This window comes from Telluria sp. ZB4P36 (genome assembly GCF_059685865.1).
The window spans coordinates 81,632-94,646 of the sequence record NZ_JCASIE010000002.1 but is presented as its reverse complement, the minus strand read 5'-3'; the positions used below and the strand labels follow the sequence as shown (position 1 = coordinate 94,646).

The following is a 13,015-nucleotide window of genomic DNA, read 5'->3' as shown; positions in this document are numbered from 1 at the left end:
GGAATAGGACATGAGCACCCACGCGACCCGGCAGCCCGAGGCGGCGCCGCTTGAAGCGGAAGCCAGCGCGACCGAGCAGCTGGAACTGGCCATGCAGCGCCTCGAAGAGGACATCCGCAAGCGCGAGGCGGCCGAGTCCGAGCTGATGCGCAGGAACGCCGAACTGACCGAACTGAATGCGCGCCTGTCCAAGGCCCAGGAGCAGCTGGTGCAGTCGGAGAAGCTGGCCTCGATCGGCCAGCTCGCAGCCGGCGTCGCCCACGAGATCAACAACCCGATCGGCTACGTGTTCTCGAATTTCGAAACCCTCGGCACCTATATCGCGCGCATGCTCGAGATGTTCAAGGCCTACGAAGATGCCGAGGCCGACATCGCCACGCCGGAGGTGCTGGCGCGCCTGCGCGAGATGCGCGCCGGGATCGACCTCGACTACCTGATCGAGGACATCCCGGTCCTGATGTCGGAGTCGCGCGAAGGCATCAGCCGGGTGCGCAAGATTGTCCAGGACCTGAAGGATTTCTCACGGGTGGACGCCAACCAGGAATGGCAGTGGGCCGACCTCCATGCCGGGATCGACTCGACCCTGAACATCGTCAGCAACGAGGTCAAGTACAAGGCCGACGTGGTGCGCGAGTATGGCGACATCCCCGAGATCGAATGCCTGCCGTCGCAGCTGAACCAGGTGTTCATGAACATCGTCGTCAATGGCGCCCATGCGATCGGGCCGGCGCGCGGACGGATCACCATCCGCACCGGCAGCGCGGGCGGCAGCGTCTGGGTCGAGATCGCCGACAACGGCAGCGGCATCGGGAAGGAGCACCTGCCGCGGATCTTCGATCCATTCTTCACCACCAAGCCGATCGGCAGCGGCACCGGCCTCGGGCTGTCGCTCTCGTACGGCATCATCCAGAAGCACAACGGACAGATCGAGGTGCAGAGCGAGCCGGGGCAGGGCACCCGTTTCCGCATCACGCTGCCGATCCGCCATGTGCCGGCACCCGGCCAGGAGCATGCGCGATGAGCACGGCGGGCGTGATCCTGTGCGTGGACGACGAACCGCACATCCTGTCTTCGCTGCGCCGCCTGTTCCGCTCCCAGGGCTACGAGATCCTGTGCGCCAACAGCGCGCGCGAGGGGCTGGCCATGCTGGAGGAACGCGCGGTCGACCTGGTGATCTCGGACATGCGCATGCCGGAAATGGATGGGGCTGAATTCCTGGAGCGGGCGCGCGCAGCCCATCCGGACGTGCTGCGCATGCTGCTGACGGGGCACGCCGACGTGGCCCAGATCATGGGCGCCGTCAACCGCGGCCAGATCTACCGCTACATCACCAAGCCCTGGGACGACAACGATATCCTGCTGGTGGTCCGCCATGCCTTCGAGCGGCGCGCGCTGGAACAGGAGAAACGGCGCCTGGAAGCGCTGACGCAACACCAGAACCATCAGTTGCGCGAGCTGAACCAGGGGCTGGAGGCGCAGGTGGCGCGCCGTACCGCCCAGCTGAAGACGGCCCACGACGAACTGCTGGCCTCGCACGAAAAGCTCAAGCGCAGCTTCCTGACCTCGATCCGGGTGTTCACCGGGATGATCGAGCTGCGCGACGCCCGGCTGGCCGGCCACTCGCGCCGGGTGGCCGACCTGGCGCGCCGCATCGGCCAGCGCATGGGCCTGATCGCGCACGAGACCCAGCAAGTGTTCGTGGCCGGGCTGTTGCACGAAATCGGCAAGATCGGCTTCCCCGACACCCTGCTCGAACTGCCGGTGTCGATGATGAACGGCGAACAAGTCAACCAGTACCGGCAGTATCCGGCGCGCGGCCAGCAACTGCTGATGCCGCTGGAAGACCTGGCGGAGGCGGCCGCGCTGGTCCGTTCGCATCAGGAGCGCTTCGATGGCGAAGGCTATCCGGACCGGCTGGCCGGCCTGAATATCCCGCTGGGCGCGCGCATCCTGGCGGTGGCGAGCGATTACGACAACCTGCAGCTCGGAATACTCACGCGCAACAAGCTCTCGCGCGAACAGGCGGCGGCGCTGATACTGGACAGGCGCGGAACGCGCTATGATCCTGCGGTCGTGGCTGCGTTCATCGAAGTGACCACGGGCCGCAGCCCGGCGCCGGAGGCGCCGCCCGACCAGGCGCTGCCGGTGTCGGCGCTGCGTCCGGGCATGCGCACGACGCGCGACCTGATCACGCGCGACGGCCAGTTGCTGCTGTCGGCCGACCACGTGCTGACCGATCGCCTGATTGGCCAGATCGCCGATTTCGAGAAAGCCGCCCGCGAGAGTTTCGCCGTGCATGTACGAGTGGAAGGAGATGCGACATGAGACGAGTCCTGCTGGTCGACGACGAGCCGAACGTGCTCAGTGCCCTGCAGCGGGCCCTGCGCCGCTTCCTGCCCGAGAGCGAAGTGACCATCGAGGCCTGCCAGGACCCGGAGCAGGCACTGTTGCGTTGCGACGAGGCCGATTTCGACGTCGTGATGTCCGATTACCGCATGCCCGGCCTGAGCGGCGGCGATTTCCTGCAGGTGTTCAAGGCCGTGCAGCCGGACGCCGTGCGCCTGGTGCTGTCGGCCTCGAACGATGTCGGCGAAGTGATGGATGCGATCAACCGCGCCGAGGTGTTCCGCTATGTTGCCAAGCCCTGGGAAGCGAAGGACATGGAAAAGATATTCGCCCAGGCCTTCGCCCGGCGCGACGAGCTGCTGGCGGCGCGCCGCCAGGCCGGCGAGGGAGAGCAGGCCGGACAGAGCCCGCAGGACCGCGAGGCACGCCGCCTGGAAGCGGAGGAGCCGGGCATCACGCGGGTGCGGCGCGACAGCGACGGCTCGGTCATCCTCGACTAGGTCCCGACCCAGACGATTTTAAAAGTGAAGAGGGCGGCGATCACCCACACCACCGGAGCCACTTCGCGCGCGCGGCCGGTGAGCAGCTTGAGTACGGCGTAGGTGATGAAGCCGAAGGCGATGCCTTCGGCAATCGAGAAGGTGAAGGGCATGGTCAGCGCCGTGACCGCGGCCGGGATGCTTTCGGTGGAATCGCCCCATTCGACCTCCCCCAGGTCGGACAGCATCAGGCAGGCCACGAACAGCAGGGCAGGGGCGGTGGCGTAGGCCGGGACCACGCCGGCCAGCGGCGCGATGAACAGGCAGGCCAGGAACAGCACCGCCACCGTCAGCGCGGTCAGGCCGGTGCGCCCGCCGGCCTGCACGCCGGAAGCGCTTTCCAGGTAGGCGGTGGTGCTCGAGGTGCCCAGCAGGCTGCCGGCGACGATGGCGCCGCTGTCGGCCAGCAGGGCCTTGTTCAGGCGGTCCATCTTGCCCTCGACCAGCAGGCCGGCGCGGCGCGCCACGCCCATCAGGGTGCCGGTGGCGTCGAACAGTTCGACCAGGAAGAACACCAGCACGATGTTCAGGATGCCGGCCGAGAGGGCGCCTGCGATGTCGAGCTTGAACAGGGTCGGCTCGATCGAGGGCGGCGCCGAGAAGATCCCGGTATAGGTGTTCCCGCCGAAGAAGAAGGACAGGACCGTCACCAGCACGATGCCGAGCAGGATCGCGCCCCGCACCCGCAGGCGGTCGAGCGCGACGATGGCGAAGAAACCGACGACGGCCATGATGGCTTGCGGCTTGTGCAGGTCGCCGGCCTTGACCAGGGTCGGCTCGTTGGCGACCACGATGCCGGCGTTCTTCAGCGCGATCAGGGCCAGGAACATGCCCAGGCCCACCGTGATCGCGACCCGCATCGAGGCCGGGATGCCGTTGACGATCATGCCGCGCAGGCCCAGGACCGACACCAGGATGAACAGGCAGCCCGAGATGAACACGGCGCCCAGCGCCGCCTGCCAGGCGATGCCCATGCCCAGCACGACCGCATAGGCGAAATAGGCGTTCAGGCCCATCCCGGGCGCCATTGCGATCGGATAGTTCGCATACAGGCCCATCACCGCGGTGCCGAGGGCCGCCACCAGGCAGGTGGCGACGAACACCGATTCCCTGGGCATGCCGGCGTCGCCCAGGATCGACGGGTTGACGAAGATGATGTAGACCATCGTCAGGAAGGTGGTCAGCCCGGCCAGCAGTTCGGTGCGGACGTCGGTACCGCTTTGGGTGAGCTTGAAGAATCGGTCGAGCATCGCTGCGCTCCTTGGTTGTTTTGGCGGAAGCATAACATCCCGGCGCATCCGGGCCGCGCGCCGCCGTGCCAATGCGCTAACATGGCAACTCCAACACAATTTACCGACCCATCGTCATGCCGAAGAATAAGCGTCCGCTGCCCCGTACCTCCAACAATCCGCGCGAACCGGACAACAGTGCCGTGGCCCAGGAGCTGGCCGACCTGGCCCTGGCCATCGCCGAGCGCGAGGAAGCGCCCGGCTTCGGCAGCGCCGACGAGCGCGAGGAAGAGCTGCTGGGCGCGGTGCGCAAGCTGCTGCGCAAGAAGCGCGACGAAGCGCTGTACGAGGCGATCGAGGTGGCGCGCTATACCGACCCCGAGGCCTGCCGCCTGCTGCGCGGCCGCATCGAGGAAGAAGCCGCCAACCTGCGCCTGCGCCGCGACGATGGCGAATACGAAATCGACGCCTTCCTGATCCCGCTGTTCGTGCGCAGCCGCGGCGGCCTGCAGGCCGTGGAAGCCTTCCAGGATGCCGAGGCCTTCGAGGCGCTTGCCGCCAGTTTCCAGCCGGCCGGGCTCGAGGGCGCCGGCGCGAAGCTGGTGCTGGTCCAGCATGCCTACGACCTGGCCGAGATCGACCACATCGCGTTTTCCAGGCTGCAGGAGATGCTGCGCGAGGCCGCCGCATCGCTGCTCGAGAAGAAGCTGCAGCCGGCGCCGACCATCGAGGCCAGCATCCGCGGCTGGACCGGCGAGCGCTTCGCGCCGGACGAGTCGGCGCTGGAACTGCGCTTCCTGCTCGGCTTCTCGCTCAAGCGCCTCGACGATCCCTTCTATGCGGTGCCGGCGGACGAAGCCGGCGCCGACGCCTGGTACGGCGCGCGCGAGGAGCGCTACCGCGCCTGGACCTTCGAGGTGGCGCCGCTGGTACGGCGCCTGCTGGCGGCCGACCCCGAGGGCATCCACGTCGACTTCCTGTACCAGGACCTGTTCTACGGCGCCAAGGAGCAGGGCGTCGCCGAGCTGAGCACCCTTGGCATCCTGTCCGAGGTGGCGCGCACCCTGGTCGCCAGGGACCTGGAAGCCGACCAGGTGCATGCGGCGGTCGCGCCGCTCGACGTGGGCGAGCACATCATCCTGCGCATCAACCTGTACGCCCTGGACGGCGGCACGCCCTGGGGCAGCGTCGATTCTCCGGTCGACCTGGCCGCCGACCTGGGCGCCGAGATCGACAACCTGTGCGATGCGCTGCTCTCGCTCGGCCTGGAAGGCGTATCGGTGGCGACCGGCTTCAGCGAGGACGGGCACGCCGAGGGCGCCGAAGCCTATCAGCCGGGCTGAATCAGTCCTAGATCAAGGTCTTGGCGGCAGGCGGAGGCGCCGCCTTTCTGCTAGGCGACAAGGCAATTCGCGTCTGCCGGAGGCCGTGCGCTACAGCTTTTCCCGAATGAAAAACGGCCAAAGGCAGGCTTGGCAGCGTCGTGCACGCCCGTGCACGGTTAAAACTGCGGCGACTTCTCGTAGTGGATTTTCCTGTCTGGATGTAGGAAGCGCCCTACATGAGTGCGCTCGGCAGTAGGGTCTCCCCTATGAACCGGCTTGTAACATCTGCTTGCAATATTTCCAATTATCAACGTTGCAATGCATAAATGAAAATATTGGAAATTTTGCATGTTACGATTCCGGGGTCCGGTGCCGCGTTGCGTGCCGCCGGGGACTGGCACAGAGAGAAGAACTGCCAGGCTTTGCCAACAAAATAGCGCCACGAAGGCGAAAGGAACCGAATATGCCGACCTTGATCGTGTTTTGCCACCTGCGCTGGGACTTTGTTTTCCAGCGTCCACAGCACCTGATGACCCGTCTGGCGGAACACTACGATATCGTGTTTGTCGAGGAACCGGTGTATAGCGAAGGGCAGGCTTACCTGAAGAAGACGGCCGTAGCGCCGAACATCACGGTCTGCCAGCCGCATACCGCGATCCATGCACCAGGCTTCCACGACGACCAGATTCCGACCCTGCAGACCCTGCTGGCCGACCTCGTGCCGGAAGGCACCCAGCCGGTGGTCTGGTTCTACACCCCGATGGCCCTGCCGCTGCTGCAAGGCCTGAACCCGTCCAAGATCGTATACGACTGCATGGACGAGCTGGCGATGTTCAAGAACGCGCCGAAACAGCTGCTGCAGCGCGAATCCGCGCTGCTCAACATGGCCGACGTCGTCTTCACCGGCGGCCCCAGCCTGTACCAGTCGAAGCGCGACCGCCACGCCAACGCCCACTGCTTCTCGAGCAGCGTCGACGCCAAGCACTTCCGCCAGGCCCAGGACCGCGCCACCTCGCACCCGGACCAGGCCCACATCGGCCATCCGCGCCTCGGCTTCTACGGCGTGATCGACGAGCGCTTCGACGTCGACCTGGTGTCCGCCATGGCCGACGCCCACCCGGAGTGGCAGATCGTGCTGGTCGGCCCGGTGGTGAAGATCGACCCGGCCACGCTGCCGAAGCAGCCAAACGTCCACTACATGGGCCAGCGCACCTACGACCAGCTGCCGAAGTTCCTGGCCGGCTGGGACGTCTGCCTGCTGCCGTTCGCGATCAACGACTCGACCAAGTTCATCAGCCCGACCAAGGTGCTCGAGTACATGGCGGCGGAACTGCCGGCCGTGTCGACGCCGATCACCGACGTCAAGGTGCCGTATGGGGACGTGGTCGCCATCGCCGAAACCCCGGAGCAGTTCATCGCCGCCTGCGAACGCCAGCTGACGCTGGGCGACAGCGAGCGCCAGTCCATGGGCAAGCGCATGCGCGAGGTCGTGGCCAATACCTCCTGGGACCTGACCGCGTCGCGCATGCACGAACTGATCGAAAGCGCCGTCGCGGGCCGCCACGCGCGCCTGTCGGCGACGCCGGAAGCGGCCAAGGCCATGCCGGTCAAGGCCAGCCAGGTGCCGGTGGCGAAGACCGCGTGACAGGGTAAGCGGCCAGTCGTCCAGGTAACCGGACGCTGGCTGGCGACGGCACGGCGGCGGATCCTTCGGGATACCGCCGCCGTGTTCTTTTTGGGCCTCCACGATTTGGGGATGCAAAAAAACCGGCGGGGACGTCCCGCCGGCTGTCGCGATCCTGTGAGGATCAGTGCATGCGCTTAGCGGTTGCCGCCGCGTCCGCCGTTGTTGCCACCGCCGTTGCCCCGATTCCCGCTCTGCTGGCTGCCGTCATTCTTGTGGCTCATGCGGCCCGCCTCGCGCGCTTCCTCGGAGCTGAACTCGTGGGCATTGCCCGAGGCATGTGCGGCACGGCCGCCCTGCGACGCGATCTCGCGCTGGCGCTGCGGGTCCATGGACGCGAATCCCCGCTTGCTGTTTCCCTGGTTGTTCGATGCCATGACGATCTCCTTTATCGATGACAGGGTGAGTCGGAATCCCTTTCGGGCCTGGCCCCGCGCGTCCTGCGGGGCCGTTGCCGGAAGAGGTGAATTCATCTTAGGCCGCCGGCCTTGGCCACGGAATAGGACTGTCCGGCCCATCGGTGTAGGACCGCTCCGGCGCATACGGCAGCGTCATCGGGTCAGTGCTTCGTCAGCCCGGCCGGGGATGCGCCGGCCGGCGGCCAGCCTCCGACCGGTTCGTGGGCGCCGGCGAGCCGCACCACCGACAGCGGGTGGGCGAACTGGATGCCTTCGCGCTGGAAGGCGCGGTAGACCTGGAGCAGGATGTCCTGCTGCGCATCCATGTGCTGGATGTAGTCGGGACTCTTGAAGTGGTAGACCACCTCGAAGTCGAGCGACCAGTCGCCATAGCGGAAGAAATGGGCGCGCTCGAAGTCGACGTCGCTGCGGCTGCCGACCATGTCGCGGATCATGGCCGGAATCGCCGTCACCTGCGCTTCGCTGGTGCCGTAGGCGATCCGCAGGACGAAGGCGACCCGGCGCGATTGCATGCGCTTGTGGTTGTGGATCCGGCTCCTGAGTAACTCACCGTTGGAGAACACGATCTGCTCGCCGCCCAGGCCACGCAGGCGCGTGGTCTTCAGGCCGATGTACTCGACCGCGCCGAGTGCGTCGCCGACGATGATGAAATCGCCCACCTCGAAGGGTTTGTCGAGCATGATCGAGAGCGAGGCGAACAGGTCGCCGAGGATGTTCTGGGTCGCCAGCGCGACGGCGATGCCGCCGATGCCCAGGCTGGCCACCAGGGTGGTGATGTTGAAACCGAAGTTATCCAGCATCATCAGGAAGGCCACCGTCCACACCACCAGGCGCAGCATGAAGAACAGGATGGTGCTCGAGGCCTTGCGCGCGCCGTCGCCCGGCTGGGCCAGCAGCTGGCTGCGCCAGCCGCGCAGGGCGGTGTCGCCCCAGATGCCGAGCTGCAGGATCAGCGAGGCCACCGCCACCCGCGACACCACCAGGCGCCAGCTGTCCGGCATGACCAGGAAGATGCTGCCGAGGTAAACGCCGATCGCCAGCAGCAGCACCAGGTAGGTACGGTTCAGCATCTTGACGACCAGGTCGTCGATCCGCGTCACCGTGCGCAGCGACAAATCGCCCAGCCGGCGCAGGAAGATCATGCGCAGGAAGACCATGGCGGCGGTCGCGCCGAGGCAGACGCCGATTGCCATGGTCCAGTTTTCCAAGTCATTATTGTTCAACAAAAATTCCATCCACCGCTCCATCGCTCATGCAACAAGAGGCGACAGTGTGCGGTGCGTGCGGCTTGCGGCGCGCACAATTGACAGCCCCTCGGGCTCGCCGATACAGTGGACCGACGACAAGCCTCCTGGCAACAAACTATGGCAAAACACACCGTCTCGTGCGGCACCCTGGTGGTCAATCCGCGGCGCGAGCTGCTGCTGTGCCACGTGACCCACACCGCGAAATGGGACATTCCGAAAGGCATGCGCGACCCCGGCGAGACCGAGCTGGAAGCGGCAATGCGTGAATTGCGGGAAGAGACCGGACTGGTGTTCGAGGCCGCCCGGTTCCGCGAGCTCGGCCCTTTCAGCTACCGGCGCGACAAGCGCCTGCACCTGTTCATGGTGGAGCCGGGTCCCGGCCTCGACAGCCTGGCCCACCTGCATTGCAGCACCACCTTCCCGCACCACGTGACCGGCGTGCCGACACCCGAGATGGACGGCTACCGCTGGGCCGCCCGCGGCGACGTGGGCGGCCTGTGCTGGCCGCGCATGGGCGAGGTGCTGCTCTCGATCGACTGGTGAGACGTCAAGACGCTGGCGTGGCCGGGCGGCGTCAAGGCCGGCCCCCGCGGGCGGAGCGTGGAAGCATGCATGGATCCTTTGTCGTCTGGGCGTCAATCTACGGTCCCGATGCCTTCCTGTCAACGCCCATAGGCTTGCGCCGCGCTCCGGCAATTGCCAGTAGTATTTCCCGAGCACGGCCTGACGCCGTTGGCAAGATTGGAGGAGTGGAACATGGACAGAGCAAGCAGCGCAGGATACGAAGTGGCCGACATCATGCGCGGCCTGTACGGAGACGGCATCATCGCCTGCCGCGGCGCCTTCAGCCGCGAACTGATCGGGGAACTGCGCGCCGACATCGACATGCTGTTCGAGGAAGCGCTCAAGCGCGAGGGCGGCGCCCTCAACCGCGGGCCCAACCGCTATTACGTCGAGGTGCACCCGGAGCGCCTGCGCTCCTTCGTGACGATCGCCAGCCATCCCTGGGTGATGGCCGTATGCAGTGCGGTGCTGGGGCCGGACTACCGCATCGTCGAAGTCGGCTTCGACGTACCCGGACCCGGCGCCATGCACCAGCCCTGGCACCGCGACTTCGCCACGCCGCCGGAAACGGTGCAGGGCCGGCGTCTCAGTTCGCTTGCCTTCAACCTCACCACCGTCGACGTCACCGAGGACATGGGACCCTTCGAGATCGCCCCGGGCACCCAGTGGGACCTGTTCGACGGCGATCCGATGTTCCCGGACAAGGCCCTGTACCCGCGCTACGAGGCGCTGGCCCAGCGCAAGCTGCCGAAGGTGGGCGACATCTCGGCGCGCTCGGCCCTCACCATCCACCGCGGCACCGCCAACCGCTCGAACCTGTCGCGCCCGGTGCTGGTGCTGGGCGCCGACGCCCCCGACGCGACCAATGCCATCAAGCACGACCTGCAGCTGTCGCGCGCCTATTACGAGGGCTTGCCCGAGCAAGTGCGCAAGCACCTGGCCTGCCGCGTCGTGGAACAGCTGGAACCGATCCGCCAGGCGCACACGATCGAAGGCCTGAAGATGGGTGTCACGATGGGAGGCTGAAGGAGAGGGAGGGCCGCCGGCGGCGGCCCTGGGGGATTACCCTTTGTCCGGCACGCCCTGCGAGGGCACCGGGGTCTTGAGCGCATCCGGCACGGCGTCGGCAATGCCGTTCGCCGGCATCTGGCCGACCCGGCGCGCTTCGTCCGAATGCTGGTCGAGGCTGACTTCCTCGGCCACGTCGAAGCGGCCGTCTTCCGCGCCTTCCTCGCCGGGAAGCAGGTTGTCCGAACGCTGGTCCTGGCCGCCGCCCGCGACCGGGTTCGGCTGGGACTTGGATTGGTCTGGCTGGGTGGGTGGGGCCATGCTGTCCTCCTGTCGGCGGGTTTTCATGGCCCCATTATTACGCCCCGTCCGGAGGCGGGGGCGCACGCTAGTCGCCGCGGTCCTTGCGCGGCAGGTTCTTCTCCACGATCGCCCAGACGATCAAGCCGTAGGCGAGCACCCGGATCAGGTAGTGCAGGGGCGAATCCTCGCCCGCTTCGTTCAGGACGGCCGAATACACACGGTGCAGCCCTTCGATGAAGAAGGACAGCGCGAAGTACAGGAAGAAGCGGTCGCCCGTATTGCGCCAGAAGCGCAGGAAGAACAGGGCGATCGTGAGCGAAGCCATCGAGATCGCGCCATACATCATCTGAATCATCGCCTCATCACTCCTTCTCGTAGATCAGGCCGTACAGCAGCAGCAGGCAGGCCACCAGCGCGCTGATGACCCGCAGCGGCATGAAATCGACATTCGGAAACACGATCTTGTCGAAAATCAGGAACAGGTTATTGAAGGTCATCACCGCAAAGCACAGGCCGCTCCAGAACAGGAGACGGTAACGCGTGCGCCGGTAGCTGGCAAACAGCAGCCAGGTACAGGCCAGCGAGGTCAGCATGCACAAGGTATAGATGAGTTCGCCCATTAGGTATCCTTTCGCAGGCGGAAGGCGTCGGCGAACTGCTGCGCCTTGCGGTCAAGTGTGGAATGGATGAGATTGGTAACGTCGACCAGGTGGCGTCCATAGATCTCGGCCAGGCGGTCGATACGCTCTCGTAATTCGTCGGAGGCCGGGGTGTACAGGTAGCAGTGCTCGTGCGGCGCCGGGCAGGGACCGGCCATGCCGGACCGGCACAGCTCGTCGAGCAGGCCCTGGGCCGTGCGCTCGCTGGTGTACAGCCGGCCGGCCAGCATCTCGCCGGTCCATTGCTGGTCGGGATCGGCGCGCAGCAGCAGCAAGGCTTCGAGAAAGGGCACGGAGGGTACGCTCGTCAGGACAAAACGGCGCAAGTCCTCAGGGATCGGCGGACGGGTCATTCGCTTCGGGTGCAGTTTCCCAAAAGGAATCTTTTGTTGAGAAAGACGCAAGTTTATCTCATTCTCGGCGGAAAGGACTTTTTCAATCGTGCGCATGTTTCACACGCATGGTTTGACCCTCCTCAACGGTGCTCGGCTACAATGCGCAGCAACGCTTCCTGATTCTCCGTATACCCATGTTTCGTTCCATCCTGGCCCGGCTTGCCCGAGTCTCCCTTGCCGGCGTGCTGCTGGCCGCCGGCGCCGCGCAGGCAGCCGGCTGTCCCGATCATTACCTCGACGGCCGCGCCCCCGAGATCCGCAACCCCAAGCTGGCCGCCGCCACCCGCGAGCTGTGCTACAGCGAATTCGGCGTCATGCATTCGGGCGTGACCCGCACCGCGCTGTGGTCGGCCGAACACCTGGCGCCCTCCCAGCTGGAGGCGGCCCAGGGACTCGACCGCGACAACGCCTTCCATGCCGAGCCGCGCCTGCCGCGTGCGCAGCGGGCCGAGCTGTCCGATTATGCGCGCAGCGGCTTCGACCGCGGCCACCTGGCCCCGAACGGCGACATGCCGGACCGGCGCGCCCAGCGCGAGAGCTTCTCGCTGGCGAACATGGTGCCGCAGGACCGCGATCACAACCGCCACATCTGGGCGCCGATCGAGGGCGCGGTGCGCAAGATGGCCAAGCGCGAGGGTTCGCTGTACGTGCTCACCGGCCCGGCTTTCCTCGGCAGCAGCCTGCGCAAGGTCGGCAACGTGATCGTGCCGAGCCACCTGTACAAGGTGGTGTACAGTCCCCGCCAGAAGGCGGCCGCCGCCTGGTTCGTCGAGAACCGGGGCGATGCGCCCATCCACGTGATCCCGGTCGCCGAACTGGAGCGCATCGTCGGCATCGAACTGCTGCCCTCCCTGAGCCGGCAGCAGAAAGAGCGCATGCTGGCGCTGCCGAAGATCCGCCAGAAGAAGTCCAGACATTGATTCAGCAGCCGAGGAGACGCCATGCCCGCGAAGAAATCGTTCAAGCCCTTTGCCAACGAGGCCGACGTCCTCGAGATCGGTAATCTGATGCTGGAGAACCGGCTCGACCGCATCACCCTCTCCGGCGACCTCGACCTGACCGCCGACCAGGCCGGCCTGACGGCCGCGCGCCGCCTGCACGAACAGCTGGGCGCCATCGTCGCCGCGCTGGAAGCGCGCGAACTGCCGGAGCGCCTGCCGCCGCCCGACCTCGAGACCGTCGACAATCCATTCTCCTGACCCTTCCGTCCGCCGCTTCCGCCGGCGCGCTCATTATTCCAAGAGTCAAGGGTGCGCAGGCCCCAGCAGGCATGGAGTAAGCTCGGTTCCCTTGATAG

At 66.2% G+C, this 13,015-nt stretch carries 16 protein-coding genes; 9 read left to right on the top strand and 7 right to left on the bottom strand.

Features of this window, described 5'->3' with window-relative positions:
* Window positions 1-10 precede the first annotated feature (10 nt).
* The 3 genes from AC56LK_RS03260 to AC56LK_RS03250 are packed head-to-tail and all read left to right on the top strand — an operon-like array spanning window position 11 to window position 2,846.
* Window positions 11-1,021: an ATP-binding protein gene (locus tag AC56LK_RS03260; protein WP_497183135.1), complete on the top strand. Its 1,011-nt coding sequence runs from the start codon at window positions 11-13 to the stop codon at window positions 1,019-1,021.
* On the top strand, window positions 1,018-2,325 hold the full coding sequence (gene nosR, locus AC56LK_RS03255) for a response regulator c-di-GMP phosphodiesterase, NosR family (protein ID WP_497183134.1): 1,308 nt from the start codon (window positions 1,018-1,020) through the stop codon (window positions 2,323-2,325). The genes AC56LK_RS03260 and nosR overlap by 4 nt, the downstream gene beginning before the upstream one ends.
* Entirely contained in the window at window positions 2,322-2,846 is a 525-nt protein-coding gene (locus AC56LK_RS03250; RefSeq protein WP_497183133.1) for a response regulator, read from the top strand. The genes nosR and AC56LK_RS03250 overlap by 4 nt, the downstream gene beginning before the upstream one ends.
* Here the strand turns inward: AC56LK_RS03250 and AC56LK_RS03245 are convergent.
* Window positions 2,843-4,135 carry an NCS2 family permease gene (locus AC56LK_RS03245; RefSeq protein WP_497183132.1) on the bottom strand — a complete coding sequence of 431 codons (1,293 nt, stop codon included), beginning with the start codon at window positions 4,133-4,135 and terminating at the stop codon, window positions 2,843-2,845. The two genes, AC56LK_RS03250 and AC56LK_RS03245, sit on opposite strands and share 4 nt — an antisense overlap.
* A 116-nt stretch (window positions 4,136-4,251) precedes the next feature.
* Between AC56LK_RS03245 and AC56LK_RS03240 the strand changes: the two genes are divergently transcribed.
* The gene (locus AC56LK_RS03240; RefSeq protein ID WP_497183131.1) at window positions 4,252-5,457 is read left to right on the top strand and encodes a hypothetical protein; all 1,206 of its coding nucleotides are present in this window, start codon (window positions 4,252-4,254) and stop codon (window positions 5,455-5,457) included.
* A gap of 445 nt (window positions 5,458-5,902) precedes the next feature.
* Complete coding sequence (locus tag AC56LK_RS03235) at window positions 5,903-7,084, top strand: glycosyltransferase (protein ID WP_497183130.1); 1,182 nt, start codon at window positions 5,903-5,905, stop codon at window positions 7,082-7,084.
* Between the two features lie 176 nt (window positions 7,085-7,260).
* Here the strand turns inward: AC56LK_RS03235 and AC56LK_RS03230 are convergent, their stop codons facing one another.
* Together AC56LK_RS03230 and AC56LK_RS03225 are read right to left on the bottom strand one after the other, a co-directional pair.
* On the bottom strand, window positions 7,261-7,500 hold the full coding sequence (locus tag AC56LK_RS03230; RefSeq protein ID WP_497183129.1) for a KGG domain-containing protein: 240 nt from the start codon (window positions 7,498-7,500) through the stop codon (window positions 7,261-7,263).
* Between the two features lie 182 nt (window positions 7,501-7,682).
* Window positions 7,683-8,735: a mechanosensitive ion channel family protein gene (locus tag AC56LK_RS03225; protein ID WP_497183128.1), complete on the bottom strand. Its 1,053-nt coding sequence runs from the start codon at window positions 8,733-8,735 to the stop codon at window positions 7,683-7,685.
* A 171-nt stretch (window positions 8,736-8,906) separates the two neighbouring features.
* Here AC56LK_RS03225 and AC56LK_RS03220 point away from each other — a divergent pair, with 171 nt between their 5' ends.
* The gene (locus AC56LK_RS03220) at window positions 8,907-9,332 is read left to right on the top strand and encodes an NUDIX hydrolase (protein WP_497183127.1); all 426 of its coding nucleotides are present in this window, start codon (window positions 8,907-8,909) and stop codon (window positions 9,330-9,332) included.
* Between the two features lie 213 nt (window positions 9,333-9,545).
* Window positions 9,546-10,379, top strand: a complete 834-nt coding sequence (locus tag AC56LK_RS03215) for a phytanoyl-CoA dioxygenase family protein (protein ID WP_497183126.1) — start codon at window positions 9,546-9,548, stop codon at window positions 10,377-10,379.
* 36 nt (window positions 10,380-10,415) lie between these two features.
* On the opposite strand, the gene AC56LK_RS03210 is transcribed toward AC56LK_RS03215, so the two are convergent.
* The 4 genes from AC56LK_RS03210 to AC56LK_RS03195 form a co-directional block, all read right to left on the bottom strand.
* Window positions 10,416-10,682, bottom strand: a complete 267-nt coding sequence (locus AC56LK_RS03210) for a hypothetical protein (protein WP_497183125.1) — start codon at window positions 10,680-10,682, stop codon at window positions 10,416-10,418.
* 67 nt (window positions 10,683-10,749) lie between these two features.
* Window positions 10,750-11,019 carry a DUF5985 family protein gene (locus AC56LK_RS03205; protein ID WP_497183124.1) on the bottom strand — a complete coding sequence of 90 codons (270 nt, stop codon included), beginning with the start codon at window positions 11,017-11,019 and terminating at the stop codon, window positions 10,750-10,752.
* A gap of 7 nt (window positions 11,020-11,026) precedes the next feature.
* Window positions 11,027-11,284, bottom strand: coding sequence for a DUF5985 family protein (locus AC56LK_RS03200; RefSeq protein ID WP_027864053.1), 258 nt, complete (start codon window positions 11,282-11,284; stop codon window positions 11,027-11,029).
* Window positions 11,284-11,616 (bottom strand): hypothetical protein, encoded by a 333-nt coding sequence (locus AC56LK_RS03195; RefSeq protein ID WP_497183123.1) that lies wholly within the window; start codon window positions 11,614-11,616, stop codon window positions 11,284-11,286. The genes AC56LK_RS03200 and AC56LK_RS03195 overlap by 1 nt, the downstream gene beginning before the upstream one ends.
* 236 nt (window positions 11,617-11,852) lie before the next feature.
* Between AC56LK_RS03195 and AC56LK_RS03190 the strand changes: the two genes are divergently transcribed.
* On the top strand, window positions 11,853-12,638 hold the full coding sequence (locus AC56LK_RS03190; RefSeq protein WP_497183122.1) for a DNA/RNA non-specific endonuclease: 786 nt from the start codon (window positions 11,853-11,855) through the stop codon (window positions 12,636-12,638).
* Window positions 12,639-12,659: 21 nt separating this feature from the next.
* Window positions 12,660-12,917, top strand: a complete 258-nt coding sequence (locus AC56LK_RS03185; RefSeq protein ID WP_497183121.1) for a hypothetical protein — start codon at window positions 12,660-12,662, stop codon at window positions 12,915-12,917.
* Window positions 12,918-13,015 lie beyond the last annotated feature (98 nt).